Source organism: Microbulbifer sp. YPW1 (genome assembly GCF_013367775.1).
Taxonomy (GTDB): Bacteria; Pseudomonadota; Gammaproteobacteria; order Pseudomonadales; family Cellvibrionaceae; genus Microbulbifer.
The window spans coordinates 1,900,438-1,926,165 of the sequence record NZ_CP055157.1; the positions used below are offsets into that span (position 1 = coordinate 1,900,438).

Annotated in this window: 19 protein-coding genes; 9 read left to right on the forward strand and 10 right to left on the reverse strand. The window is 58.1% G+C overall.

Annotation, left to right across the window (positions count from 1 at the left end; genetic code table 11):
• Positions 1–33: 33 nt before the first annotated feature.
• The 8 genes from HUW35_RS08065 to HUW35_RS08100 all read right to left on the reverse strand — a co-directional run bounded on the left by HUW35_RS08065 (position 34) and on the right by HUW35_RS08100 (position 6,442).
• Positions 34–504 carry a GyrI-like domain-containing protein gene (locus HUW35_RS08065; protein ID WP_181255067.1) on the reverse strand — a complete coding sequence of 157 codons (471 nt, stop codon included), beginning with the start codon at positions 502–504 and terminating at the stop codon, positions 34–36.
• Position 505: 1 nt separating this feature from the next.
• On the reverse strand, positions 506–1,096 hold the full coding sequence (locus HUW35_RS08070; protein ID WP_181255068.1) for a DJ-1/PfpI family protein: 591 nt from the start codon (positions 1,094–1,096) through the stop codon (positions 506–508).
• Between the two features lie 17 nt (positions 1,097–1,113).
• Positions 1,114–2,088: a hypothetical protein gene (locus HUW35_RS08075; RefSeq protein WP_181255069.1), complete on the reverse strand. Its 975-nt coding sequence runs from the start codon at positions 2,086–2,088 to the stop codon at positions 1,114–1,116.
• Positions 2,089–2,292: 204 nt separating this feature from the next.
• The gene (locus HUW35_RS08080; protein ID WP_255463555.1) at positions 2,293–2,784 is read right to left on the reverse strand and encodes a GNAT family N-acetyltransferase; all 492 of its coding nucleotides are present in this window, start codon (positions 2,782–2,784) and stop codon (positions 2,293–2,295) included.
• Positions 2,781–3,368: an FMN-binding negative transcriptional regulator gene (locus tag HUW35_RS08085; protein ID WP_181255071.1), complete on the reverse strand. Its 588-nt coding sequence runs from the start codon at positions 3,366–3,368 to the stop codon at positions 2,781–2,783. Before HUW35_RS08085 ends, HUW35_RS08080 begins: the two co-directional genes overlap by 4 nt.
• A gap of 320 nt (positions 3,369–3,688) precedes the next feature.
• Positions 3,689–5,011, reverse strand: a complete 1,323-nt coding sequence (locus HUW35_RS08090) for a tetratricopeptide repeat protein (protein ID WP_181255072.1) — start codon at positions 5,009–5,011, stop codon at positions 3,689–3,691.
• A gap of 98 nt (positions 5,012–5,109) precedes the next feature.
• Positions 5,110–5,409, reverse strand: coding sequence for a hypothetical protein (locus HUW35_RS08095; protein ID WP_181255073.1), 300 nt, complete (start codon positions 5,407–5,409; stop codon positions 5,110–5,112).
• An 85-nt stretch (positions 5,410–5,494) separates the two neighbouring features.
• Positions 5,495–6,442 (reverse strand): LysR family transcriptional regulator, encoded by a 948-nt coding sequence (locus HUW35_RS08100; protein ID WP_181255074.1) that lies wholly within the window; start codon positions 6,440–6,442, stop codon positions 5,495–5,497.
• Positions 6,443–6,592: 150 nt separating this feature from the next.
• Here HUW35_RS08100 and HUW35_RS08105 point away from each other — a divergent pair, with 150 nt between their 5' ends.
• The 5 genes from HUW35_RS08105 (at position 6,593) to HUW35_RS08125 (ending at position 14,810) form a co-directional block, all read left to right on the forward strand.
• Positions 6,593–8,050, forward strand: a complete 1,458-nt coding sequence (locus tag HUW35_RS08105; RefSeq protein WP_181255075.1) for an NAD-dependent succinate-semialdehyde dehydrogenase — start codon at positions 6,593–6,595, stop codon at positions 8,048–8,050.
• A 230-nt stretch (positions 8,051–8,280) separates the two neighbouring features.
• The gene (locus tag HUW35_RS08110) at positions 8,281–9,594 is read left to right on the forward strand and encodes an aspartate aminotransferase family protein (RefSeq protein ID WP_181255076.1); all 1,314 of its coding nucleotides are present in this window, start codon (positions 8,281–8,283) and stop codon (positions 9,592–9,594) included.
• A gap of 379 nt (positions 9,595–9,973) precedes the next feature.
• Positions 9,974–10,828, forward strand: coding sequence for a DUF6515 family protein (locus HUW35_RS08115; protein ID WP_181255077.1), 855 nt, complete (start codon positions 9,974–9,976; stop codon positions 10,826–10,828).
• A gap of 114 nt (positions 10,829–10,942) precedes the next feature.
• Positions 10,943–13,282: a mechanosensitive ion channel domain-containing protein gene (locus tag HUW35_RS08120; protein WP_181255078.1), complete on the forward strand. Its 2,340-nt coding sequence runs from the start codon at positions 10,943–10,945 to the stop codon at positions 13,280–13,282.
• A gap of 121 nt (positions 13,283–13,403) precedes the next feature.
• Positions 13,404–14,810, forward strand: coding sequence for a rhomboid family intramembrane serine protease (locus HUW35_RS08125; protein WP_181255079.1), 1,407 nt, complete (start codon positions 13,404–13,406; stop codon positions 14,808–14,810).
• A 70-nt stretch (positions 14,811–14,880) separates the two neighbouring features.
• Here the strand turns inward: HUW35_RS08125 and HUW35_RS08130 are convergent, their stop codons facing one another.
• Positions 14,881–16,311 (reverse strand): tetratricopeptide repeat protein, encoded by a 1,431-nt coding sequence (locus HUW35_RS08130; RefSeq protein ID WP_181255080.1) that lies wholly within the window; start codon positions 16,309–16,311, stop codon positions 14,881–14,883.
• Positions 16,312–16,455: 144 nt separating this feature from the next.
• On the opposite strand from HUW35_RS08130, the gene pepB reads away from it, so the two are divergent.
• The gene (gene pepB, locus HUW35_RS08135) at positions 16,456–17,745 is read left to right on the forward strand and encodes an aminopeptidase PepB (RefSeq protein ID WP_181255081.1); all 1,290 of its coding nucleotides are present in this window, start codon (positions 16,456–16,458) and stop codon (positions 17,743–17,745) included.
• Between the two features lie 538 nt (positions 17,746–18,283).
• Here pepB and HUW35_RS08140 read toward each other — a convergent pair.
• Entirely contained in the window at positions 18,284–19,807 is a 1,524-nt protein-coding gene (locus HUW35_RS08140) for a UxaA family hydrolase (protein ID WP_181255082.1), read from the reverse strand.
• A 339-nt stretch (positions 19,808–20,146) separates the two neighbouring features.
• Here HUW35_RS08140 and HUW35_RS08145 point away from each other — a divergent pair, with 339 nt between their 5' ends.
• The 3 genes from HUW35_RS08145 (at position 20,147) to HUW35_RS08155 (ending at position 25,567) form a co-directional block, all read left to right on the forward strand.
• The gene (locus HUW35_RS08145) at positions 20,147–20,884 is read left to right on the forward strand and encodes a FadR/GntR family transcriptional regulator (RefSeq protein ID WP_219932666.1); all 738 of its coding nucleotides are present in this window, start codon (positions 20,147–20,149) and stop codon (positions 20,882–20,884) included.
• Positions 20,885–21,149: 265 nt separating this feature from the next.
• Entirely contained in the window at positions 21,150–22,589 is a 1,440-nt protein-coding gene (locus HUW35_RS08150; RefSeq protein ID WP_181255083.1) for a glycoside hydrolase family 28 protein, read from the forward strand.
• A 242-nt stretch (positions 22,590–22,831) separates the two neighbouring features.
• Positions 22,832–25,567 (forward strand): TonB-dependent receptor, encoded by a 2,736-nt coding sequence (locus HUW35_RS08155; protein WP_181255084.1) that lies wholly within the window; start codon positions 22,832–22,834, stop codon positions 25,565–25,567.
• Positions 25,568–25,728: the final 161 nt, after the last annotated feature.

Consider the following 25,728-nt stretch of genomic DNA (forward strand, 5'->3'; position numbering starts at 1 on the left):
TTTTTGCTTTTCAGATAATTTGTTCATCGCCAATTACTTCTCGCGCAGGGGGATATAGACGTCGGTAATCATATCCTCTTCCCGAATATCCGGGCCGACGTTCACGTAGTGAAAAATAATCGGATAGTCCGCCATCTGCTCGTCGCTACGAGGCAGCCACTCGCGATAAAGATAGTCTGCAGTGGTTACCCGATGGCGTGATCCCAGGTGCCTTGCGCGTGCGCAGCGCAACTGTGGAATCACATTGCCAATAACACCGAATGCATTGGGCGTGATGTCGCCCTCAAACGATACGCACAGGTCCACCCGGTACTCCGCAGGTGGTACCGCGGAAGGATCGTTATAGTGCAGTCCGTAACTGCGGTGCCTGTTCGATGGCGACAAGCCGTTGGCTTTGCGCCAGGCCACCAGGCGCATAATGGACTCGTGTTCCCGCTCCGGTGGTCCCAAGTGCTCGACCATGGCCACCGGGGTTTGTGGGAAGGTTACGATCTCTACCTGCATCTCAGTCCTCAGTATTGTGTCGCCAGTCGAATTCCATTTGCCGCGCGGTGCGTTCTGCCAGCGCCACGGACGCGAGCCGTGCAACAAGATGCAGGCTCATGTCGATACCCGCAGAAATACCGCCGGAGGTAACGATCTGTCCCTGGTCTACCCAGCGCTGCTGTTCGATCACGGCGACATCCGGGTAGGCAGATTTGAGTTCCGGAATATCTTCCCAGTGCGTGGTCGCAGAAAGACCGCTTAATAGCCCTGCCTCGGCCAGAACGAATGCCCCGGTGCATACCGACGCCACCAGTTGTGCGCTCCGGGCGATGCGCGTGACCCAGTCGGTAACCGCAGTGTTTTTCATGACTTCTGTATGCACACCGCCGGCAACGATCAGGACATCCAATGGCGGGTGGTCGTGTATCGTGCAGCGGGGGTTTACGCTGTATCCGCCACGTGCAGCCACAGGATCCAGGGTTTCCGCTATCAGCAGCGGTATAAATTGTTCTGCGATGCTCGACAAGCGATTCGCGGTGGAAAACACCTCGAACGGCCCGGAGAAGTCGAGGACCTCGGCATCCGGGTAAATGAAAATTCCGATATTCATAGGCGGTGTTATTTCCCTCAGGCAAGCTTCAGGTTGGCATCGGCACGGCTCATCTGGTCGTGCAGGGATTGAACCTCGCGGGTCTTCATGATTGTGCTGCCACTGCCGAGGGTGCGCACAAAGCGGCAGGCAGAAAATGCATCTGCCAGCTTGTTGTAATTCTTTACCCACCGCGCGCGTGCCGACATGCGCTCGCTGCGGATCGGCCATACCCCGGGGCGTGGCCCCAGTCGCCCCATGCCAATGCGCCAGGGTTTGGGACTGACTCTGGCGCGGAAGCAATGCTGGTTGGTACACATGCGGACATACAGGGGGTCCGCATTTAGCTCATGCAGCAACTGGGTTGCTTCCTCACTGCCGGGCTCAAAAGTCTTGTGCATGGCCAGTACGCGAAAGCCCATGGGCGTGCGGTAGAGCCGCAAGTGTGACTGCGGGTGCTTGTTGGCGTAGTCCTCGATGACTCCAAGCGCGCGCTCTTCCGCACCGCCCTTGATGCGGACATATAGGTGATGCAGAAATTTGCTGATCACGGCGGTGAGCGACATCCCCAGAATTGCGAAAACCAGCAATATCCACCAGGACTGATACCAGTAAGCCGCAACAGCACCGCCCGTAAGCAGGGCGATCAATACGGCGCGGATCAGTGTGCCCGGCGGCGAGGTATCCAGATCTATATCGGCAAACAGTACGTCCGGCGTGTTCAGGCACAGGGCGCCGTAGGTATTGCGGGTGATAACGACGTCGCCGTGCTTTTCGATGATTTCCTCGCGGATTGGCAGGCCCTCGGCGCCGTTGTAAGCCACCTTGTGATCGATGCGTCGCACCTTCTCGCCACACTGCGCACGCGCCATCGCTTCTTTAGCCCGTTCGTCTGCGTGGGCCTGTGCAGCAGCTTCACTCTCGTCCGACCAGCCAAAACGCTTGATGGTCACCTGCGAGCCGTTAATACGTTCGCGTAATTTTGCTTCGGCCCAGTATTCCGGCACGATCATTGTCTTGATCCCTCTGTTGTTAGGCTGGTTTTGATCAGGGCGTGCACAGTGTGTAACTCGAATCACGAGCTGCCATCACCGTTGTGGGAACACCCTCGGCACCGGCAAAGAAGACGATGATTATCGCCACAAGTGATACGGAATTCGCGGCGAGCGGATTCAAAACATACACACTATTTCTGTCGGGCAAAATTTCGCCGGTGCTCAGGTCTCCACCTCGGTGCTATAGATGGTCATGCCGCGCGCCTGGTAATTGGCGAGTGCGCCTTCGTGGTCGAGGGTGCAGGTGTGTACCCACACGCGTTTACACGGCGCCCAGTCCCATGCTTCCTGCAGAGCCCGGCTGAGTAGATGTCCGCCGAATCCGCGGCCAATAAACCGCGGTGCCAGGCCGAAGTACGCGATCTGGACGTCGTTATTGGTCTGTTTTTCCAGCTCAAAATAACCGGCGATTGCGCCGCGGTAGTAGGCCACCCATGTGCGCAGGGCATCGCGTTCGGCATAGTCCTGCCAGGTCTTGTCGGGTTCTTTCAGCTTGTCATTCCATTGCCAGGGCTCGCCCACCAGCTGGTACAGATAGCGATTGAATCGAAACTCCTTTTCTTCGGCTTCCATTACCGACAGCCCTGCAGGGCAGGGCTTGGCATTCAGTTGGGTGCGGTCGCTCATTTCCAGATAGTAAGTGGTAACGCTCAAGGTGTACTCCATTGTTCAATGGCTTCGGCCATGGCAGTTTCGCCTTGCGCCTGCAGTGCTTCCACCACGCGCTGTCGGTCTTCTGATGGCCGGTTCTGGCTTAATTTGTATTTTCCCTGAATCTCGGTGATTTCAATTTCCACACCGACAATCGCGCGCAGCATTTTCGGAGAGTAGTCAGGCTGCCAGGGATTTTCGGCGCCGGCCTCGTATTTATCGGAAAGCTGGTTGACCACCGACATCAATCGTTCTTCATCGCTGAATGTACGGGCGGTTCCATAGACGTGTACCGACTGATAGTTCCATGTTGGCACACCCGCTGAGTGATACCAGCGTGGCGAGATATACGCATGGGGACCGTTGAAGATGATCAGTACCTGTCGCTCATCGATGGAGTCCAGTTGCGGATTCTGACGGGCCAAGTGGCATAGCAGGCGTTCCCCATCCTGTGACAGCAAGAATGGTAAATGGGTGGCCTCGGGGCGATCGTTGTGACTGGAGATCAACTGGCCGAAGGCATTGCGTTTCATAAACCGCAACAGCTCCTGCTGGTCTGAGATGGCAAAGTGTTTGGGGGTGTACATTGTTGTGAACTTCCTATGTCTCAACGTTCGTGTAGGACCGGTGCTTCGGTATAAGCCTACCACTGCGCTTCGCTCTCCTTTAGCTTGTCCGGGCAGGGTTTACCTTTTACCTGACCGGGTTTCGGCAGCTCGAGGTAAAAGATGAAAAGCGCAAGGTTGCGCTCCTGTCCCACCAGGATAGAGGCGAGGCCCAGCATTTTAGAGGGTGCGCCGGTTGGGGTAAAACCCGACAAGGTGAGTTTGCGAGGATAAAGTGGGCGCAGGGGGTGGCGAGGGAGTCTGCCCGGTGCTGTACTTGCTGGCAGCACCGCGGCGACACACTATCTGGGCAGCTGTGTGGCGCGCAACAGGGTTGCCAACTGCATCGGGCTATCCGGTTTTTGCGCCAGCCGTTCGTTGGCGAATGCTTCCGCGAGGGCGCGTTCACCGCTGCGAATGGCGGCTTCTGCGAGCGTCCAGTCGATGATGTCGCGCTGCGCATGGCTACCACCAAACTGCTGGAATATATAGCGAGCGCCGTGCAGGTGGTGCACGGCCTCAGCATAACGACCGCGCGCGAAGGCGGTAAACCCTTCTACCAGTGGCAGGCCGGTCTGGCCGGCCCAGCGTTCCACATCGTTTCGTGAATCTGTTTGTTCGCGCAGCTTGTTGATGACCGCATCCACCTGCTCGGTTTGTCCGGCGCCCAGGTAGGCCATCACCGCATGCCAGTCATTGAACGGGTAGGTATGCCCATCGGCGAGGGGCAGCCAGCAAGCGGCAACCTCTTTGCTGCGCGAGGTGACATCCACCTCCAGCATCCACAGGCGCCACAGCAGTGCTGAAGCATCCACCAGATCCAGTGCCATGGAGCTGGAATCGGCGCGTACCTTTTGATCGTAGAGCGCGGTCGCTTGGTCAATCTCTTCAAGATCCAGGTGAAACAGTGCCCGGTGCCACCAGTTGTGAACCTTGAAGAAATTTTCCCTGCCAGCCCAGAAGGGCTCCCGGGATTCCATCCAGGCGACACCGTCCTTGGCACGACCCTGCATTTCCAGCACGTGCGTCACCGCGTGATGTGCCCAACAATCGAAGGGTTCCAGATCTATAGCGCGGTGGCCGTATTCTTCCGCGCGGGCATATTCAGCGCACTCCTCGAGTCCGAATGCATACATCCCCAGGAGCAGGGAATAACCGGGGATCTCGGCGGACCAGTGCGGTAACACCCGCGCGATTCGATCTCGCAGATTGCGGCCGTTGGTACGGTAAAAGTCCATCAGGTGACCGCACTGGATAGCGACCAGATCGTGCGGGTAGCGTGCATTGTGAAAATCGAGATGTTCTGCGGCAGCGTGCCAATTGCCGGCGATTAGCTGCTGTAGTGCAACAACATGTGAAGCTTCCCGGTCACTCATAGGGAGTTTGCGGGCAGTGTCGAGTACCGCGCGCGCGGCCTGTGTTGCCTCCGGCTCAGTGGCCGTGGCGTACATATAGGCTTTCAGCAGGTGGGCCATAACGAATTCTGGTGCCTGCGCGATGGCTTGCTCCAGATACGGAAACGGGTCTTCACTATACAGGTTGAATGCCCGCATCCCTTTTTCATAGAGATCAGCGGTATCTGCCGTGGCGCCAGTCAGCGGGTTGCCTTGCGTATCTTTCAACATGGGTTGACCTTTCGGGGCGGAGCTTGTCGGAAAGGTTAGTCCATCTATGGCGGCGCCGATTGCTCACGGCGCTACAAGGGTTCTCGGCCTTTTCTCCGTCAACTTCTTCGTGTAAACGCCGGCGTATCGTAAATGCTGTAGTCGGTTTCCTCGTAAATCCAGGAAACCGGCGCGCTCAGCTTTCGCTCCTCAATGGACTTGTGAAATATACGCATATGCGTATTTTCCATAATTGTATTGAGTTCACTGCGATTACAGAGCCCCAAAAACACCCCGGCTTGCATAAACCCCTGAAGGCGATGGCGCTCTATGTCCGGTATGGGGTGGCCACTTTTGGACGCCTTGAAGGCAAACGTAAAGCGGCGCTCCACTTCGTTTAGAAAGTTTTCCCTGTTCATTTTCCCGTTCCCGTTTCGCGGTCGTAGGTATTCCTTGAAATTTTCAGTTTTTCTGGTCTCTGTTCGGCTCTGTCATGTCCTGTGGTTACCCGTTTACCACCAGAAGCTCCAGGAATAGTTGCACTGCGGGTTGTTCCGCTGCGCTGCTCTTGAACGTCAGGGCATTTTGTATCTGATAGCGGAACCTGTCGGGGTTAAGTGTAACCAGTTGCCCTCTTTCAACATATTCTTCCGCCAGGTATGCCGGCAAAAAACCGATGAATTTGCCAGATAAGATCATCGCCAGCCGTGCGGCCATATGGTTGGCAATGCTCTTGTGTGGGAACAGCCTGTACAGGTGCGCAGCCCCTGACAGGACGGCGTGATCGGGAGCGGCAAGTTCCTGCTGGGTGATCATCTCCTCATCGGTTTCAGGCAGGCTTGCGCACGGATGGCTGACGGAGGCGTAGAGTAGAGACTGGTGGCTGAAGAGGGGGTGATAGCTGAGGCCGGGGCGACGGGAGTGCAGGGGGTTGATACCGACATCCGCGCGGCCGCCGAGGATTTCCAGTTCCAGTTCCTGGGGCGCGGCTAGTTTGATTTCCAGTTGCAGCTGGGGTGCGCGGTCTCGCAAATGGGCGATGGTGGCGGGCATGTCCAGCTGGGGCATGGCGAGCATGTCGTCGGGTAGGACGATTCGCAATTGTCCGGTGAGCTGTGACTGGATGGCGTTGACCTGGCTTCTGAAGCTGGCCAGATGCCCGTCCAGTTCTTCGATGGCCTGGTAGAGCGCTTCGCCCTCGGGGGTCAGCTTGAAATCGGCGCGGCCCCGGGAGCGAATACAAAGCTGCATACCGAGTCGCGTTTCCAGGTCCGAGAGGTACACGCTGATGGTTGAGCGGCTGATATTGAGCGCTACTTCCGCTGCGGCCAGCCCACCCGCGCGCACTACTTCGCGGAAGACACGCAGCAAGCGCAGGTCCATATCGCTGAAGCGGCCGGAGAAGGCATGTTTGGCGGTCTGTCTGGGGCCGGGCTTATTTGCAGGGGCCATGCTGGTCACCGGTTGCTCAGGTCTGCGTTCAGGTTAAATGAAAGTTTGGAAAACGTAAATTTTAGTTTCAGAGAATCTACTATTCTTAACCCGACTACGGGTCCAGAATCGAGCTGTTGACTGATTTTGCTTGATCTGTAGGAATATTCGATGGTACTGAACGCTTCTGTACAAAACCTGGCCTTGTTGAAAACCCAAAACTTTGTCGCCGGTGAGTGGCGAGATGGCGAGAGCAAGTTGGCGGTTACTGACCCCGCAAATGGCTCTGTGCTGGCGGAAATCGCCGATGGCAGTGCCGCCGATGCGGAGCAGGCAGTCGCTGCCGCCCATGGAGCTTTTCCCGAATGGAGCCGCAAGACCGCCGGCGAACGCGCGGCGGTGCTGAAGCGCTGGTACCAGCTGATTGTGGAAAACCGTGAAGATCTGGCGCGGATCCTGACCCTGGAGCAGGGCAAACCGCTGGCGGAGGCGCTGGGGGAGATCGATTACGGCGCCTCCTACATCGAGTGGTACGCGGAGGAGTGTCGTCGCGCCTACGGCCAGACGATCCCAACCCACAATCCGGCGATGCGCCTGCACACCATCCGCCAGCCGGTGGGTGTGGTCACCTGTATTACGCCGTGGAATTTTCCCAATGCAATGATTACCCGCAAGGCGGCACCCGCGCTGGCGGCGGGTTGTCCGGTAGTCATCAAGCCGGCTTCAGAAACGCCGCTGTCGGCGCTGGCGCTGTGTGCGCTGGCGGAGCAGGCCGGGTTGCCGGCGGGCACCCTGAACGTGGTTGTCGGCACGGACTCCGCAGCCATCGGCAAGGTGCTGACCCAGGACCCGCGCGTGGCGAAGTTCACTTTTACCGGCTCCACTCCGGTAGGCAAGCTGTTGATGGCCCAGTGCGCGAGCACCATCAAAAAGATGTCCATGGAGCTGGGGGGCAATGCGCCGTTTATCGTGTTCGACGATGCGGATATCGATGTGGCGGTGACTGCCTGTATTGCCACAAAGATGCGTAACGCGGGCCAGACTTGTGTGTCTACAAACCGGATCTATGTGCACGAGTCGGTGCACGATGCATTTGTGGATAAGTTGCGCGTGCAGATGGAAAAGTTGCAGCCGGGGCATGGCCTGGAAGAGGGGACTACATTTGGTCCGCTGATTTTCCGCCGTGCGGTGGATCGGGTACACGGTCTGGTTGAAGAGGCGGTGGCCAACGGGGCGCGCCTTTTGCTGGGTGGTGATTTCCTGCCCAATGGCGAGAATTACTATGCGCCGACGCTGCTGACCGAGGTGCACGATGATATGCGCATCGCACAGGAGGAAATTTTCGGACCGCTGGCGGTAGTGCAGAAGTTCCGCGATGAAGATGACGTGATTCAGCGCGCCAATAATACGCCGTTCGGGTTGGCGGCGTATGTAATGAGTGAAAACATTCGTCGGGCGAATCGTGTGGTTGAGGCGCTGGAGTACGGCATGGTGGCCTGTAATGCGGGCGTCTTCTCTACCACCGTTGCGCCGTTTGGCGGCTGCAAGGAATCCGGTATCGGCCGCGAGGGCGGTGTCGAGGGAATGGCCGAGTTTTACGAAACCAAGTACTGCTGCTACGGCGCGTAACCTGTAAACGCCTGCCTGCAGGCGAACCCCACGGGGTGTTTAATCTGGCCCAGTGGCGGCAAAGCACTGGGCTTCACTTTTCGAAACCGCTGTGAATACACCCCTGTACGCTGCGTCGGCAACTTCCCTGTTGCCGACGCTTTCGAAAAGGGAATCCCAGCACTTTGTCTTAGCATCGAAATTATTTACTACGTTAGAAAGACTCTAATTTTTTAGACTCGGAGAAAATCATGTCCGAACTGAACACCAACGCATTCTGGATGCCGTTTACCCCCAACCGCACTTTCAAGGCAGCGCCGCGTATCGTCGAGCGCGCGGAGGGAATTTACCTGTTTGAAAAATCCGGTCGCAAGATCATCGACGCCACTGCAGGCCTGTGGTGTTCCAATGCCGGTCATTGCCGCACTGAAATCGCCGATGCGATCTCCGAGCAGGCGCGCAAGCTCGATTACAGCTCCATCTTCAATTTCGGCCACGAGCTGAGCTTTGAATACGCGGAGCGTCTGGTGCAGTACACGCCGGATGGGCTGAACAAGGTGTTTTTCGGTAACTCCGGTTCCGAAGCGGTGGAGTCGGCGTTGAAGATTGCGTTGCAGTACCAACGCGCGCGCGGCAAGGGCTCGCGCACGATGTTTATCGGCCGTGAGAAGGGCTACCACGGGGTGAACTTTGGTGGCATTTCCGTGGGTGGTATTGCGCCGAATTACCAGAGCTTTGGCCAGCCGGTAAAAGCCAACCATATGCGTCATACGCTGGACATCGAACGCAACGCCTTCTCCAAAGGCCTGCCGGAACACGGTGTGGAGCTGGCGGAGGATCTGGAGCGGCTGGTGGCGTTCCACGGAGCGGACCAGATTGCGGCGGTGATTGTAGAGCCGTTCTCCGGTGCCGGTGGTGTGGTGTTACCGCCCAAGGGTTACCTGAAGCGTCTGCGCGAGATCTGTGACCAGCACGATCTGCTGCTGATTTTTGACGAGGTAATTTCCGGCTGGGGACGCACCGGTTCTCCGTTCGCGTCTCAGGAATTCGATGTAACGCCGGATATGATCACGTCTGCCAAGGGCATTACCAATGCCACCGTGCCGCTGGGTGCGGTATTCGTGAACGACAAGATCTACAACACGGTGGTGGATGCTGCCGCTGAGGGCATGGTGGAGTTTTTCCATGGATACACCTATTCCGCACATCCGGTGGCCTGTGCAGCTGGGATGGCGACGCTGGATATCTACGATCGCGAGGGACTGCTGACCCGTGCGTCCGGGGATATCGGTAGCTACTGGGAGAACGCCCTGCACTCCCTGGCCGATCTTGACAATGTCATCGACGTGCGCAACTACGGCCTGGTCGGCGCTATCGAGCTGCGTGCCCCGGAAGGACTTAAAGGCAAATTCGGTGCCAAGGCGTCGGCGTTGGCCTGGGAGGCAGGTGTGATGGCGCGCGGGATTGGCGATGCGCTGTGCATGTCCCCGCCGCTGATCATCGAGACCCACGAGATCGATACCATCGTGAATACCCTGCGCGAGGTGATCTCCGGGTTGCGTTGACGGTAATCCCGCAGCGGGTTCTGTGCGCGCTGCGGGACGAATAAAAAGGGAATAAAACTGTTCGGTCGGTCTGCTTGCTTAAGGTGGGATATTGTTGTTTGCACCTTACACTGAAGGGGTAGTCGGCCGAGCAGCAAAAGCGCGGGGCTGTGGTGGTCTGTGCGCTCTGCTGTGTTCGCCGGTCAGTATGGGAGAGCGGCGCAGCCGGCTACCAAGCGCACGCGGCCTCTGCCCGTATTGCCTCAGTTGCGACGGGCGGGGGTCGCGTGCAGCTATTTGATCGCAATTGAACTTTACTTTGAGTATTTCAAGTTAATCGGGTGGGGCCTTCGGTGCGCGCACGTGCGTGCCCCGGATTGTGTAGCTTGCGAGGCAGCCCATGCTCCGATTCCGCTCTCACCTTTCCCGACAATTCCCCATCGCTGCTCCGGCGAACGACACTCTTCAGGTGCGGCTGTTGTGCGGGGCTTGCTGTGCACTGCTGTTGATGTCTCCTGTCGCGACCCGGGCCCAGGATACGGGGCTGTCCAGCGCGGAGCCGCCGGAGGAGTATCGGCGCGATCCCAATCGTCAGCGCCAGTTGCCGGCGGGCGCCAGCCGGATCACCCTGAGCGGCAATATTTACTATTACGAGGGCGGGTATTTCTATCGCAAGGAAGACGATGGCTACCTGCGGGTGGAGCCTCCGCTGGGCGCGGAACTGACGTTTGTTCCCTCTGGCAGTACCGGGTTCGAAATCGATGGGTGGCGCTTTTTCCTCAGCGGTACCGGCACCTTCTACCGCTATGAGCCGAAGCGACGCAGTTATGTCGTGACAACGCCGCCCTATGAATGGCGGCGCTACTACAATGGGGATCTTGTCGGCGCCTACGAGGACCGCCTATACGGTTACCCGGACAAAGACCTCGATGACCTGCGCGACCGCTCCGGTATTCCCCGCGCCTATCCCCCCGATGCGGTAGACCCCGACGCGATGGACGGTGAGGGCGTGCCGCTGTTCGAAGCGGAGGGCTACCGCGATCGCCGTCGAAGTCCGCGGCGTCCCTACGCCAATGCACGCCCACCCTACGATGCCAGCGGCGAGCGCTACGACAACCGCGCGCTGGTGGAGTCCGCCTGTCGCCAGGATGCATCGGATGCCGCACGCCGGGGCAGCACCCTGCAGGACCAGAGGCTGCGCATTTACCAGCGGGAGTATCGCGACTGTATCCAGCGCTACGACCGGCGGCGCTGAGACCGTTTCCCTGTCATCTACACTGATACAGATGCGCGCTCAGCGCAGGTTGTCCGCTGCGGTGCCTGATGTCGGCATCGCCTGCGATCCAGATGTACAGGGACTGTCTCGGACATGGGAGCTATCGGCGCCACTTTTTTCCTGCATTGCTCGCAATTCCCCCGTTCTGCGGCAATAACTCTGCGCGCGTTTCTGGCATGCCTGTGCCTGTTGTTTTTGTTGTTCCCTGCGCTGGCTACGGCGCAACTTCCCACCCAGAAGCCGAAAGAATTTACCCCGGTTATTCCCGATTTCAATCAGCTCGCCGCAGACTGGTGGACCCAGTGGCCGGAGGCCACCCATGAGCAGCGCACAGCGTGGCTTGAGGAGGTGGAAAAAGCGTGGCAGGACTGGCGCTCTAACCTGCCGGAGGAGGCGCAGCTCGCCGAGGAAGTCAAACTCATCGACGGGCGATTCAACAGTATTCGAAAGATCTGGGAAAAGCGTGATGAGTTGAAAAAAGTCAGCGTTTTGCCGGATGTCACCTTCCCGAAAAATCCCACTGTCCTGCAGTGGGCAGATTCCGACGCGGCCGTAACCCGCGGCAGGCAGCGCTTTGCCGGTATGAGGCTGGAAAAGTCGCAGATGGACGAGGCGGTGAGTCTGTCTCTGACCCACCTGCGGGATACAGTGGGCAAACTGCGGGATAAGAATCGCGCGGATGCCAAGCACCTCAAAGCCACCCTGGATGTCTTCCTGGCTCAACTCAGTCATCTTCAGGTGCTCGAAGAGCAGAGCATGGTCAATGAACAGATTGCCGCCTGGGATGAAGAGCTGAAATATGCCGATGCAGAGCTGACACGAATGCTAAAGGAGCTTCAGTACAGCGAGGAGGCAGTGCAGAAGCTGGGGGAAGCCCGCACCAAAGAAAAGTCCAGCCTGGAAGAGCTGACACGGGAGCGCAATGATTCCCGCAACCTGATATTTGAAAGCTCCGATGCCGCCGTGACCATGGAGCAGCAGATCCGGTTGATGAATTACAGTGTGGAGGCAATGGAAAACCGCCTGCAATTGCGCAAGCAGGAATTGTTATTAGCTATCAACAATGTACTGGCCCCTGCCGGTGACAAGCAGAAGCTATCGGTCGATAAGGACCTGGTGAGCAATGCGGAAACTGTCCACGAGAACCTCAATCGACAGCTCAATGTGCGCCAGCGCCAGATCGTTGCCTGGGTGGGGGAAGACAGCAAGGCGATGCGCAAGTGGTGGAGGCAGTTTGAAAAGGTCGACAGTGGGCTCGGCCGTGTGCGCGACCTGCTCGATGATATACAGCGCTACGAAAACGCCCAGTTGTTTGTCTACCAGCGCCAGCAGGGCTGGTGGCAGACCATGGGCGATCGGCTGCTGCTGCAATTCCGGAATCTGCGCACCAGCTGGCGCAACCTGGCCAATTACGAGCTGTTCGCCATCAGTGAGCAGCCGATCACCCTGAAGGATATCGCCCAGATGGTCCTGGTGATCATCGTCGCCTGGGCCTGCTCGCGCTTGCTCAACTGGATCTTGCGGCGCATGGTGCGCAAAAACCGCACCAGTGAGCAGGGGGCCTACACCCTGTGGCGTATCCTCAATTACTGCATTGTGCTGATCACCTTCGTGATTATTCTCACCATGGTGGGGCTGGATACTTCCAAGCTGACACTGATCGCCGGCGCCCTGTCTGTGGGTATCGGCTTTGGCATGCAGGCAATTTTTTCCAATTTTATTTCCGGCATTATCCTGTTGTTCGAACAGCCGCTACGGGTGGGGGATCTGGTGGAGCTGGAATCCGGGGTGTTCGGGCGTATCCGCGATATCAATGTGCGCTCTACCCGGATCACGACACGCGACAATGTGGATATTCTGGTACCCAACTCCGAGTTCGTCACCGGGCGGGTAACCAACCACACCCTGGAAGACCCGGTGCGTCGCATCCATGTGATTTTCGGGGTGGCCTACGGTACCGATCCGGAAGTGGTGCGGGAGGCGGCCATGGAAGCGGCGGAACGCGTCCCGGTGACCTATAGCAACTGGCAGCGCAAAACCGAGGTGTGGCTCACCGGGTTTGGCGACAGTTCACTGGATTTCAAGCTGGTGGTGTGGGTCAACAGCAATGCGGTGTCTTCCCTCGGGGACCTCAACGCGCTGTACAACATTGAGCTGCTGCGGGAGTTCACCCAGCGGGGAATCGAGATTCCGTTCCCGCAACGAGACCTGCATGTGCGCAGCTGGGGAGATACGGAGGCAGCGCTAGGAAATGCCCCTGCAGATACTTCCGGGGATGGGGGTGCCCCACAGGACTCCACACACCAGCCGCAGGCGGAGCGCCGCGGTTCGGCTGGGATCGAAGACTGGTCCAGCGAGGGTGACACCGATGGCGGCGACAGCGGAGGTGATGGCACGGCAGGGGGTGACGACGGCGGATCGCCTGGTCACTGACGTCTTTTTTCGCATTCTGGCTCTGTATCGCCCGGCGGGGGCTGTTCATAATCGCCAGCCCCTGTATTCTGGGGTGAATTAACCCTGAACCCTTACTGTCACTCGAGTTGCAGGTCCGACCTTGCTGATTATTCCCATTCAGAACAAACCCGACTGGCGCCGTCCGCCGCTGGTGTGTTTTGCCCTGATTCTCGCTAACCTCCTGGTGTTTGTGCTCTACCAGAGCGGCGACGAGTCCCGCTGGCAGGCAGCGGAGGAATATTACTTCTCCAGTGATCTGCCGACCCTGGAAGAGCAGCGCTTCTATGAGTTTGTGGGAGCGGAAAAGCCCGAGTGGCGATCCCTGGCACAGGGCGCGGGGGAGGAGTTCATCTACGAGCAGTTGCTGTGGAGTCGCGAGTTTCACCATTGGCTAGTGCCGCAGCTGGAGAGGGAAGGTAAACAGCAGTGGCTGCAGCAGCGCCAGCAGTTCGCGGAGATGCGCGATCGCCTGTCCAGCTTTGCCTACGGGCTGACGCCGGCAGAGCCGACCCTGAAAGGGGCGCTCGGGCATATGTTCCTGCACGGTGGCTGGGAGCACCTGCTGGGGAACATGATCTTTTTGCTGTTGTTTGGCCTGTCGGTGGAGTTGGCGCTGGGCGCGGCGTGGTTTATCGGTCTTTACCTGCTGGGTGGACTGGCGGCGGCCGGCCTGCATATGGGGGTGGAGGCCGGAAGTCTGATGCCGGTCATCGGTGCCTCCGGAGCGGTATCCGCGGTGATGGGGATGTTCGTCGCGGTTTACGGTGTGCGCCGCCTGCGATTTTTTTACACCCTCGGTTTTGCTTTCGGTGAATTCACGGCGCCGGCGCTGCTGGTACTGCCCCTGTGGCTGGGCAAGGAGGTTTTCGGCTACTTCTTTGGCAACGACAACATTGCCTACTGGGCGCACTTCGGTGGCCTGGTGGCGGGCTTCGTGTGCACCATGGTTTTGATCCGGCTGCGTCCCAGCCGAGAAATCCATGTGGAAGAGGACCTGCCCCCCACACCGGAGCAGCTGGCCCTCGCGCGTATCGAATCCCTGCAGAACAGTGGCAAGTTGCTGGAAGCCAGCGAAGCTGCGGCCAGTGCCCAGCGGCAGCACCCGGAGTCGCTGCCGTTGATCCACAAGTCCATCGAACTCACCGCCCTGGCGCCGGAAAGCGAGGCCCACCACCGGGCCTGGCTGGCACTGTTTGCCCTGGCGCGGTCTCCGGCGCAGGCGTTCGAGCCTATCGCTTCCGGGGTCGAGGAGTATGTACAGCGGGTGCGCGAGCCGCGGGCGCTTAATGTGCGGGTATGCCTGCTGCTGGCGCAGCGGGCGGCCCGGGAAAAGCATTGGGGGCTGGTGGAAAGTCTGTTGCAGCGCTTGCGGCAGAAAGATCAGCGCCACCCGTTGATGGCACGCCTGGCCAATGGCCTGGTGGAGCATTACCGCCGCTGTGGCGACGAGGAGCGCGCGCGCAGGGCACTGGATTTTGCCCGGGCGTTGCAGCCGACGGCAATCTAGCTGTCACTATTGGCCATGAGTGGCGGCACCACTACCGGGTAGAGGCGCCTTCGCATACGACAATAAAGCTCTAAGCCGGCTGCGTAGCTTCTTCGGCTGCGAGAATCGTCTCCAGCTGTTTCACCTCGCCAAGTACCGCACTTTTTGGAAACTTGCTGCGCACAAACGCCAGTAGCTTGCGGCTGTTATCGGTGCGGTTGAAACCATCCATATAGATTTTTGCCAGCAGCAGGTAGGCGCTGTCGAGCCGCGTGTAGTGCGGGTCTTCCTTGTGCAGGTTGTTGATCAGTGACAGCGCCGGTTTGAACTGGCGCTGCCGATACAGCGCTTCGGCGATCTGGTGGCGTAGCAGTGACTTGTCGATGGTCGGTGCGCCGTGGCTGCGCGTCGTGGCCAGGTAAAGCTCTGCCGCTTTGTGCGCTTGGTTCAGTTTCACAAATCGCTCCAGCAGATGCGGTCCTAGCTCGCGCAGTGCTTTTTTATCATCTGTTGCCAGCAGCAGACGGTAATAGCGTTCATTCAGCGCGATATCGTCCGGTTGCTGGCGTAGTACCGTAACCAGCGTTTTACGCGCTTCCTCGTGGCGGCCCTCCCGCAACAGAATCCCCGCATCCGCCAGCGCCTTCAGGCGATCGAACTCCAGCGCTTCGAGAAACTCCTCGTCTTCCACCTGCGCCACTACACCCAGTTTGCGCTGCCTGGTGAGGCAGATGTAGCCCATCATGGCGCTGGTGACGATGGAGAAATAGCTGGTGACGAACGCCACCAGTGGCAATAGCAGCCACACCGGGAGCTTGCCCACTACCGCGGGTAGCAGCAGAGCGGGCGCTGCCGAAACCGCACTGGTGGATAGCCACAGCAGCCAGTAGGGCCAGCCGATAATCAGGGTGAAATGCAGCAGTTTGAGCGGGTTTACCGCGGCGCGCATGCTGTGCTCCAGCGCCAGTACGATCATTGCCGCCGGGGTCAGTAGCGACAGGGCAATGGAGTACACCTGTACCGCGCCCTCGCCGAGCATGGCAAACAGGACCCCGGCGCCACCGGCCACCAGAATCATACCGATCACCTTGGCGAATACCGCAGCGCTGCGGCCGTCCTGGGCATCGCCGAAACTGGGGGCCTGCAGCTGGCCGCTGGCCAGTTTCTCGATCACCAGCAGGTTGTAACGCATCACTACCGCGAGTGTGGCAACAAACACAAAGATCGAGAGGAATCCCAGGCCGGTCATGGCGAGGGCGGCGACGGCACAGATGGCGGAGATGGTCAGCGGGCCCGCGGAGAAGGCGTAGCGGAAGTAGAAAGGGGCCATCTGCCAGAAAGGCTTGGCCTTGTTGCTGGCGCCGACATTCTCAAGACGCTTGTTACACAGTACGCATTTGGGGGTGGACTGGTAGTAATTATCCACCGCACCGGGCACGCAATCGCTGCAGTAATCCTTGCTGCAGCCGGTACATTGCCAGACGGCGGGCGCCGCGGAATGGTAGTGGCAGGCTGTTCCCATGGTAACTATCCCTGTTGTTCTTTTTAGCCCATGCAGTGTATCGGCAGATTCCCCGGCGGCGCAAACCACCACTTGCAGCCTGCTAGACTGACCCAATATTGTGTGTCAGACACTTCCTTTCCATCACAAAATCAAGGTGTACACATGACAACAGCGATGCAGGTACGGCTGGACAGCGCCGCGGCGGCGGATCACTGGGGTAAGAACGCTCTGCTGAGCTTCAGCGACAGCGAGGCCTGTATCCACGCCACCGAGGCCACCGGCGGTACTTTGGTCGCGGTACAGCGCGCCGCGCGCCGGCTGGACGGCATGGGCGTGACGGATGTCGCCCTGACCGGCGACAACTGGGACCTGGAAAGCCGCTGGAGCTTCTGGGCCGGCTATTACAACCCGAATCGCAAGAGCACCCTTGACTGGGGCGTTGCCGAGGGCGATGAGTTCAAGGAACTGGAGGCGCGCAAAGCGGCGAGCCTGTGGGTGCGGGAAATCACCAACGGCTCTCCGGAAAACGTCTATCCCCGTGCACTGGCGGAAAGCGCTGCAGATATGCTGCAACAGCTGGCCCCGGATGCGGTGAGCTACCGTATCGTCTCCGGCGATGAACTGCTGGACGAGGGTTTTATGGGGATCCACAACGTGGGTCGTGGCAGCGTACGCGGCGGTGCCATGCTGCAGCTGGATTACAACCCCGCCGGGGATGATGCTGCGCCTGTGGATATCTGTCTGGTGGGCAAGGGCATCACGTTTGATTCCGGTGGTTACAGCATCAAGCCATCTGCCGGTATGGCGCACATGAAGTCCGATATGGGCGGGGCGGCGATGGTTGCCGGCGGTCTGGCGCTGGCGATCGCGCGCGGCTTGAACAAGCGTGTGAAGCTTTACCTGTGCTGCGCGGAAAACCTGATTTCCGGTCACGCGTTCAAGTTGGGTGATGTAATTACCTACAAAAATGGGGTGACGGCGGAAATCCTGAATACCGATGCGGAGGGGCGTCTGGTACTGGCAGACGGTCTGATCGCGGCGAGTGAGGAAAGCCCGCGCTATATCCTGGATGCTGCAACCTTGACTGGCGCTGCGAAAATGGCGGTTGGCCGGGATTACAATTCGGTGTTGAGTCTGGAAGACGAGATGGCCGATAAAGTGTTGAATGCAGCCAAGCAGGAAAACGAAAAAGCCTGGCGTCTGCCGCTGGAAAAATTCCACCTGGAGCAGATTCCTTCCGGGTTTGCGGAAATTGCCAATGTGGGCATGGATGGCACGCCCGGCGCTTCTACCGCGGCCGCTTTCCTGGCCAAGTTTGTGCGCGATGAAGGGCGCGGTTGGGTACATATGGACCTTTCCGGTTCTTACCTGCCTTCGCCGAATGATCAGTGGGCACAGGGAGCCAAGGGACACGGGTTCCGTACCATTGCTCGCTTCTTAATGGATAACTGATTTGGTTTCCGGGTAGCCGCTAAGTAGGTTTGGTGGCGGTGGAGCACCGGGGATTCGGCCATTGGGATTTGATTGGATTAATTGGACGGTGGTTATGGAAGAGTATCAAGTAATGATTCAGTCGCGGGAGTGGCTGGTCGGGTGGGGAACACTTTCTCTGATTAACGCTGGCTTGGCTCAGGGTAAAAATCGTAGTGGACTCATCTGGTGGATTCTGAGCCTCATTTTCGGGCCCCTGGCGACACTGGTTCTCGTGCTACTCAGCAAGGCACCAGCAAAACCTTACGACTGAACAACTTACGAAGTTCCGAATTTAAACGAGAAGGTAAGGTAGCGGGTATCTGTTTTCAAAAGCGTCGGCGACAGGGACGTCGCCGACGCAGCCTACAGGGATGTATTCATGGCGGTTTTGAAAACAGATACCCGGTACCTTGCCGCCAAAGACCTGCTTTAAAGCGCCTAGACCACCAAGGTCTTTTGAAACTCTAAAAGTAAAAAACCGGCACTGGGCCGGTTTATAGAGTGAAATGCGTAAAGGTCAAACTACCGCACCAATATGCCAGGGTGCAAACTCGTTATCACCGTAATCGAGTTTTTCACTGGCACTCTGCTCGCCAGACGCAATCGCCAGAATGTGTTTGAAAATCATCTCGCCACATTCCGCAACGGTGTAACGCTTGTCCAGGATGCCGCCGCAGTCGATATCCATATCCTCGCGCATACGCTCGAATAGGTTGGAATTACTGGCCAGCTTGATACTGGGAACCGGCTTGCCGCCGAACGCGGAACCGCGGCCGGTGGTGAAGCACACCACGTTCGCGCCACTGGCCACCTGGCCGGTCACAGATACCGGGTCGAATCCGGGGCTGTCCATAAACACCAGGCCCTTCTTGCGCACTTGCTCTGCGTACATGTAAACATCCTGCAGCGCGGTAGTGCCGCCCTTGGCCTGGGCGCCCAGGGACTTTTCCGCAATCGTCGTCAGGCCACCAGCCTTGTTGCCTGGAGACGGATTGTTGTTCAGCTCGACACCGTTCATCCGCGTGTAGTTTTCCCACCACTCGATACGGTCAACCAGCTTCTGGGCGACTTCCGGAGAAGCCGCGCGGCGGGTCAGCAGATGTTCGGCGCCGTAAATTTCCGGGGTTTCGGAATAAATAACAGTGCCGCCGTTACGCACCAGGATATCTGCTGCCGCACCCAGGCCCGCATTCGCGGTAATACCGGAGTAGGCATCACTACCGCCGCACTGTACCGCCAGTGTAAGTTCGGAAGCCGGAATCGGCTCGCGCTCACAGGCGTTGGCCGCGGGCAGCATTTCTGTCATTCGCTCGATGCCGGACTCGATTGCAGCGCGGGTGCCGCCCTGCTGTTGAATGGTCATCACCTGGAAGCTACCGCTTTCCTGCAAACCGGTTTCGCGCATCAGGCTGGTGATCTGCATGGCTTCACAGCCAAGGCCGATCAACAGAACGCCGGCAAAATTCGGGTGCGCAATATAGCCGTGCAGGGTGCGCAACAGGGTCTGGTAGCCCTCACCGGAAGTGGACATGCCACAGCCACTGTCGTGGCCCAGTGCCACTATGCCGTCGATATTGGGGAAGTCGCGCAGTTTTCCGCTGTCGCGGAAATGAGAGGCGATGGCCCGGGAAACGGTAACCGAACAGTTTACGGTAGAGACCACGGCCAGATAGTTGCGGGTGCCGGCTTTGCCGCTCGGGCGACGATAACCCATAAAGGTGGCGCGTTCTTCCGGTGCCACCAGTTCGGTAGGAACGTAATCCCGGCAGAAGTCGTGCTCCACTGTGTGGTTGCCCGCTTCCATATTGAATTCGTGGACGTGAGTACCGGGAGCAATATCCTCCCGGGCAAAACCGATAACCTGGCCGTATTTGATGACCGCTTCACCGGCACGGATTGCGCGCACGCAGACCTTGTGCATCGCCGGGACATCAGTCACCAGCGGCATCATGCTGCCGCCCCAGTTGACCAGCGTACCGGCGGGTAGGGGCACCTTGCTCACGGCGACGTTATCGTCGGTATGTATATGAATGAGATCCATCTTGTCCTGACTCCGCTAATTTCGGACTCGCGGTCAGTTGTCGTTATGATTGGTTGCAATCTAACACTATATTGGTAAGGCCGCAATCGTCAGGATAGTAGGATTTGGTAAGACTGTATTGGCAAGTTCCGTGTTGTGGTGGCTAAACCCGTTCTGTTAGACTGCACGATCGGATTTCGCATAGGGACGCTATATAGGAAGCGTGGTTTGGCGCTGATATATAGTCGGTACTGGTCAGCAGGATGTGGTCAGGTCGCGTAAGCCCCCTGAGGGTAGCGCGGGATGCGATAGCCAATTACAGAAGAACAGATGCTGTTACAAATGCAGGAGAGTACCTCGATGCAGGGTGCCAGACTTTATCAACAGGTAGCCGAAAAACTGGCTGCCGCCATTGCCGCCGGCGACTACCCGGCCGGCACTCGTTTGCCGGCAGAGCGCAAACTCGCCGAGCGTTTCGAGGTAAGCCGCCCCACCGTACGTGAAGCCATTATCGCCCTCGAGTTGGCGGGGTGTGTGGAAGTAAAAGGTGGTTCTGGCGTTTACGTGACCGACACCGAAGCCAGCGCCTTTTCTGCGGGTGAAAGTGATATCGGAGCGTTCGAGATTCTGCAGGCGCGCATGATGTTTGAGGGTGAGGCTGCCGGCCTCGCTGCGCGCGAGATGAGTGACTCCGAGGTCGCAGAGCTTGCGGCCATCCTGGATGAAATGGTGGCGGAAAACGCCACTGAATCATCTGCCGAAGTGGCGGATGAGAAATTCCACCTGCATATCGCCCGCTGTACCCACAACGATGCCGTGGTGTCTGTGTGTGAGCACCTGTGGAAACTGCGCAACAATTCTTCTGTCTCCGCCCGTATTCTGGAGAAGGTGCGCCAGGCCGGTTCCAAGCCGCGTATCGAGGAGCACCGCCGCATTCTGGAGGCGATCCAGAAAAGAGACCCGGAAGGTGCGCGCAATGCGATGCGCGACCACCTGCAGCGGGTGGTCCAACAGCTGCTGGATGCCACCGAAGCCGAGGCCCTTGAGCAGGCCCGTCGCGAGATGAGCGCTGCCCGGCAGAGATTTGCCCTGCCCTGACCCCATTGATTGCTCTGCATTTCCTGAAGCCGGCCACTGCGCCGGCTTTTTTGTGCCTTATTTTTGACCGTCGTCAATGGAATCGTTGCGGTACCCCCGTGCTATTTCCGGCGCTGGTGTGGCCGGCTGGTTGTTGCCCTCCAAAAATTGGTATGACAGTATTGGCAAGATTTTTTTGACTGGTCTTGCCGCAAGCGTGGGTGGGGCCATGGCGATGATTTCTGTCCCTATAAGCCAGTACAACAATAAGCCTTGGGAGGTATTTATGACTGGACTCAACCGGCGGGTATTCCTGCAATCCATGGCGGCCGCAGCCGCGGTGCCAGCTTTCACCGGTTTGCTGCCCAATGCGGTAGCCATGAGCCGTCCGCCCAAAGCTCAGTACAACGGCCCCTGGGCACAGGTTCCCAAGATCCTTTCCGCGATCAAGCTGCCGGCTATTCCCGCGCGCGACTTCAATCTGAAAGAGCTCGGCGCCAAGGGCGAGGGCGAGGATGCCAGCGAGTTCTTTGCCGCCGCCGTTGAGGCCAGTCGCAAGGCGGGCGGTGGCCGTATTGTGGTCCCAGCAGGTAAATACCGCACCGGTCCCATCCACCTGGTTTCCAACACCGAGCTGCATGTGGAAGAGGGGGCGGAAATCCACTTTATCCCGGATCCGGAGCGCTACCTGCCCGCGGTCAAGACCCGCTGGGAGGGGATGGAAATGATGGGGTACTCGCCGCTGATCTATGCCCACCAGTGTGAAAACGTCGCCCTCACCGGCAAGGGGCTGATCGATGGCGGTGCCGACTGCGACACCTGGTGGCCGTGGAAGGGCAAGAACGGCAAGTGCGATAACAGTTCCAACGAAGGGGATACCCAGCATCCGGCGCGCGCCAAGTTAATGGAAGAGATGGAGGCCGGGGTTCCCGTAGCCGACCGCCACTATGCCGAGGGCTCCTTCCTGCGTCCGCCGCTGGTGCAGTTTTATGAATGTAACAATGTGCTGATTGAAGGGGTCACCCTGGAGAACTCCCCGTTCTGGGTGATTCATCCGGTGCTGTGTGAAGGTTTGACCGTGCGCGGAGTGACGACAAGGAGCCATGGTCCCAATTCCGATGGCTGTGACCCCGAATCCTGCAAGAATGTGCTGATCGAAGACTGCCTGTTCGATAACGGCGACGACTGCATCGCAATCAAGTCCGGCCGCAACGCCGACGGTCGCCGGGTCAATGTGCCCACCGAAAACGTGATTGTTCGGAACTGCCAGATGCGCGATGGTCACGGTGGCCTGGTGCTCGGCAGTGAGATTTCCGGTGGTGTGCACAACGTGTTCCTGGAGGACTGTGTGATGAGCAGTCCGCACCTCGAACGCGGTCTGCGTATCAAGACTAATGCCATGCGCGGCGGCAATATCCACGATATCTACGTGCGCAACCTCACCATCGGTCAGGTGAAAGACGTCATCGTAATCAACTTCTACTACGAGGAAGGGGACAATGGCGACTTCGATCCGAATGTGTACAACATTCAGGTCGAGAACCTGATCTGCAAAGAGGCCAACCGCGCCTTCCATATCCGCGGATTCGAGCGGGCCCCCATCCGTGGTCTGCAGATTTCCGACAGTCGCATTGACCAGGCGGCCTCTCTTGGTGTGATCGAAGAGGTGACTGGTCTGACCGTGTCCAATGTCTCTATCAATGGCGAAGCCTTCAAGCCGAGCTGATCAGGCGGGTCTAAAAAGCCCCGCTTAGGACGGCCAGTGTCCGCTAAAGCGCACTGGCTCCGCATCGATTGGCGCGCTATTCTACAAATTGACGAAAAATAAGCCGGAATAATCGCAGAATTGGTCTGCCAAAAGTTGCCAGTTGGTAATCCGTGTGAGAATATCGGCATGCTTTGATAATAAGCGGTAATACCAAAAAAGGTTTTACCAAATATAAAAGACGATAAGCGGAGATGAGAGTCATGAAGACCTTCGAGCTGAAACCACTCACTCTTGCGATGGCCATTGTTGCGGTACCGGCCTTTGCGCAAGAAGCAGATACCTCTGGCGATGCCAGCCTGGAAGAAATCACCGTAACCGGAAGTTATGCGGGCAGCCTGGCGAAAGCGCTGGACACCAAGCGTGACTCCGCGGGCATGGTTGACTCCATCCTGGCAGAAGACATCGCGGATTTTCCCGATCAGAACCTGGCGGAATCACTGCAGCGCATCCCCGGTGTTGCGATTGACCGTGACGGCGGTCAGGGGCGTGGCATCACCGTTCGCGGCCTGAACTCCACCTTTACTCGTGTACAGATCAACGGCATGCAGGCGCAGTCCTTGGCTGCGGGCTCCGGCGGTGTGCAGACCAGCCGCGGCTTCGACTTCAACGTATTCGCCTCCGAGCTGTTCAACCGTCTGGACGTTTACAAGTCCACCTCAGCGGAGCTGGAAGAAGGTTCTCTGGGTGCAACTGTTGCCCTGCGTACCGCGCGTCCTTTCGATTACGATCCCGTTACCGTGGTTGCCAACGTACAGGGCAGCTACAACGACGGCAGTGAAGAGTTCACCCCGCGTACTTCTGCGCTGGTAAGCTTTACTAACGAAGAGCAGACCCTGGGGGCACTGTTCTCCGTCGCCTTTTCCGAGCGGAATGTGTTTGGCTATGGCGCCGACACCGGCCGTTGGGAAGATGACAATTTCGGTAGCTGTTCTGCTTGTGGCGACGATGAAGCAGAGTTTGACCGCGTCAAGAGTGCCTGGCATCCGCGTATTCCGCGCTACATGAACCGCAACTACACGCAAGACCGCTTGGGTGTGACCTCTTCCCTGCAGTGGCAGATCGCCGACTCCACCCTGCTGAGCTTTGACGGCCTGTACTCCAATCTGGATTCTCAGCGTACCGAGCCGAATATCAACCCGATTTCCCTGGCGCGTACCGGCGACACCGGTAATGCAGAGACCGACGTTGCGGCATACACAATCGACCGCAACAATAACCTGATCACTGCCACCATGGATGGCGTTGATACCCGTGCGGAAAACTTCCTTGCGGACTGGGGCTCTGAATTTGCCCAGTACTCCCTGACTCTGGAGCACGATTTCAGCGAAGACTTCCACGTGAAAGTTCTCGCCGGTGGATCCGACTCCCAGCTGGACAACCGCGAAAGTACCCTGGTGCTGGAGCACTTCAGCGAAAACGATCCTCGTCGCATGATTGACTACGCTGAGTCTAACGACACGGTCACCTACGACTACACCAACATGACTTCTCCGGACATCGCCTTTGGCTTCGATGTGACTGACCCGGCGAACTGGGAATTGTCTGAAATTCGTGATCGTCTGTATGACGCAGAATCTTCAACTTCCACTTTCCGTATTGACCTGGACTACGCGCTGAACGATATGCTGACCCTGCGCGGTGGTGTTACCCAGAAGTCTTACGGCTATGAAATTGCTGGACTGCGCGCAGATACTTCTCTGTCTGGTGCCGACGCACGCGATGGTGTTGAAGACGGCGAAGCCTGTGGTATCGGTTCCACCATTACTAGTGACATGGGCTCTGTAGCCAACCCCACTGGCCTGCCGTACTTCAAGGGCGACCTGGCGTTGGTTGATGCGGCCCTGGCAAGTGGCTGCTGGCCACACGCAGTACGTGCGGGCGATACCCGTGACGTAGAAGAGGAAAGCCTGGGTGTATACGCACAGGTTGACTTTGACACCGACGTCGCCGGCCGCCGCCTCCACGGTAACGTGGGCGTGCGCACAGTGGAGACTGAGCTGACCTCTACCGGTCTGCAGAACGGTGCTGTTGAAGTAACGGTTGAAAATGACTACCGCGATACACTGCCTTCTTTGAATCTGGCATACGAAGTGCTGGACGATGTAGTGGTGCGTGGTAGCGCTGCCAAGGTAATGTCCCGCCCCAACCTGGGTACGCTGAACCCTGGCGGCAGCGTTGGCATCTTCGGCGATCCCACTGTTAGCTACGGCAACCCGTTCATCGAGCCGTTCCGTGCCAAGGCCTACGATCTGGGTGCCGAGTGGTACTTCGCTGAAAACGCGGTGGTGTCTGTGGCCTACTTCGTGAAAGACATCGAATCCCTGCCGATTAGCCAGACAGATATTTTGTCTTGGGCTGAAACCGGTCTGCCGGATAGTCTGCTGGGCGCTCAGTACGATGATCTGTACAACGCGGACTTCGAAGTTAAGCGCACCGTAAACGGCGAGAAAGGTGGTGAGCTGGACGGTTGGGAGCTGCAATACCAGCAGCCGCTGACTTTCCTGCCGGGACCGGAATGGGTTCGTAACTTCGGTGTTATCGCCAACCTGACCAAAGTCAGCTCTGAGGTGACCTACCGTGTTGGCCAGCCCGATGAGTTCAAAGGCCCGCTGAGCGGCCAGTCTGACGATTCTTCCAACCTGACTCTGTATTGGGAGAACGACGATTTCTCTGCGCGTCTGTCCGTGGCGAATCGCGGTGAGTATTCCACCCGTCCGCAAGAGGCCAGTGAAGAAAAAAGACGCTACGTTGATGCTACTAGCTTCCTGGACTTCTCTGCCAGCTACCGTGTGAATGACAACCTCAAAGTTAACTTTGAGGCAATCAACCTCACTGACGAGCCGGTATTTGAGTACATGGATGGCAATGCCAAGCGCATGATCACCGAGATCAGCACTGGTGCGCAGTACTTCGTAGGTGCTCAGTACAAGTTCTAATCTGATTTAGAGCTTCTCAGATGTAGCGGCCGGGTGCAGGGATCTGCCGGTGGGGACACCGGCGTAAGGATTCGAATTCGCACCCGGCCGTTTTTCGATTTAACGGCAAGCTAATTTGTTGATTGCCAGAAAAACAGAATAAAACCCGACTTCGTGGAGAC

Coding starts and splice junctions, on each gene's coding strand:
- HUW35_RS08085 (WP_181255071.1), bottom strand. CDS start 3,368: ATGTACACCCCCAAACACTTTGCCATCTCAGACCAGCAGGAGCTGTTG.
- HUW35_RS08115 (WP_181255077.1), top strand. CDS start 9,974: ATGCTCCGATTCCGCTCTCACCTTTCCCGACAATTCCCCATCGCTGCT.
- HUW35_RS08155 (WP_181255084.1), top strand. CDS start 22,832: ATGAAGACCTTCGAGCTGAAACCACTCACTCTTGCGATGGCCATTGTT.
- HUW35_RS08075 (WP_181255069.1), bottom strand. CDS start 2,088: ATGATCGTGCCGGAATACTGGGCCGAAGCAAAATTACGCGAACGTATT.
- HUW35_RS08065 (WP_181255067.1), bottom strand. CDS start 504: ATGCAGGTAGAGATCGTAACCTTCCCACAAACCCCGGTGGCCATGGTC.
- pepB (WP_181255081.1), top strand. CDS start 16,456: ATGACAACAGCGATGCAGGTACGGCTGGACAGCGCCGCGGCGGCGGAT.
- HUW35_RS08090 (WP_181255072.1), bottom strand. CDS start 5,011: ATGTTGAAAGATACGCAAGGCAACCCGCTGACTGGCGCCACGGCAGAT.
- HUW35_RS08070 (WP_181255068.1), bottom strand. CDS start 1,096: ATGAATATCGGAATTTTCATTTACCCGGATGCCGAGGTCCTCGACTTC.
- HUW35_RS08140 (WP_181255082.1), bottom strand. CDS start 19,807: ATGGATCTCATTCATATACATACCGACGATAACGTCGCCGTGAGCAAG.
- HUW35_RS08110 (WP_181255076.1), top strand. CDS start 8,281: ATGTCCGAACTGAACACCAACGCATTCTGGATGCCGTTTACCCCCAAC.
- HUW35_RS08145 (WP_219932666.1), top strand. CDS start 20,147: ATGCAGGGTGCCAGACTTTATCAACAGGTAGCCGAAAAACTGGCTGCC.
- HUW35_RS08100 (WP_181255074.1), bottom strand. CDS start 6,442: ATGGCCCCTGCAAATAAGCCCGGCCCCAGACAGACCGCCAAACATGCC.
- HUW35_RS08095 (WP_181255073.1), bottom strand. CDS start 5,409: ATGAACAGGGAAAACTTTCTAAACGAAGTGGAGCGCCGCTTTACGTTT.
- HUW35_RS08130 (WP_181255080.1), bottom strand. CDS start 16,311: ATGGGAACAGCCTGCCACTACCATTCCGCGGCGCCCGCCGTCTGGCAA.
- HUW35_RS08105 (WP_181255075.1), top strand. CDS start 6,593: ATGGTACTGAACGCTTCTGTACAAAACCTGGCCTTGTTGAAAACCCAA.
- HUW35_RS08120 (WP_181255078.1), top strand. CDS start 10,943: ATGGGAGCTATCGGCGCCACTTTTTTCCTGCATTGCTCGCAATTCCCC.
- HUW35_RS08150 (WP_181255083.1), top strand. CDS start 21,150: ATGACTGGACTCAACCGGCGGGTATTCCTGCAATCCATGGCGGCCGCA.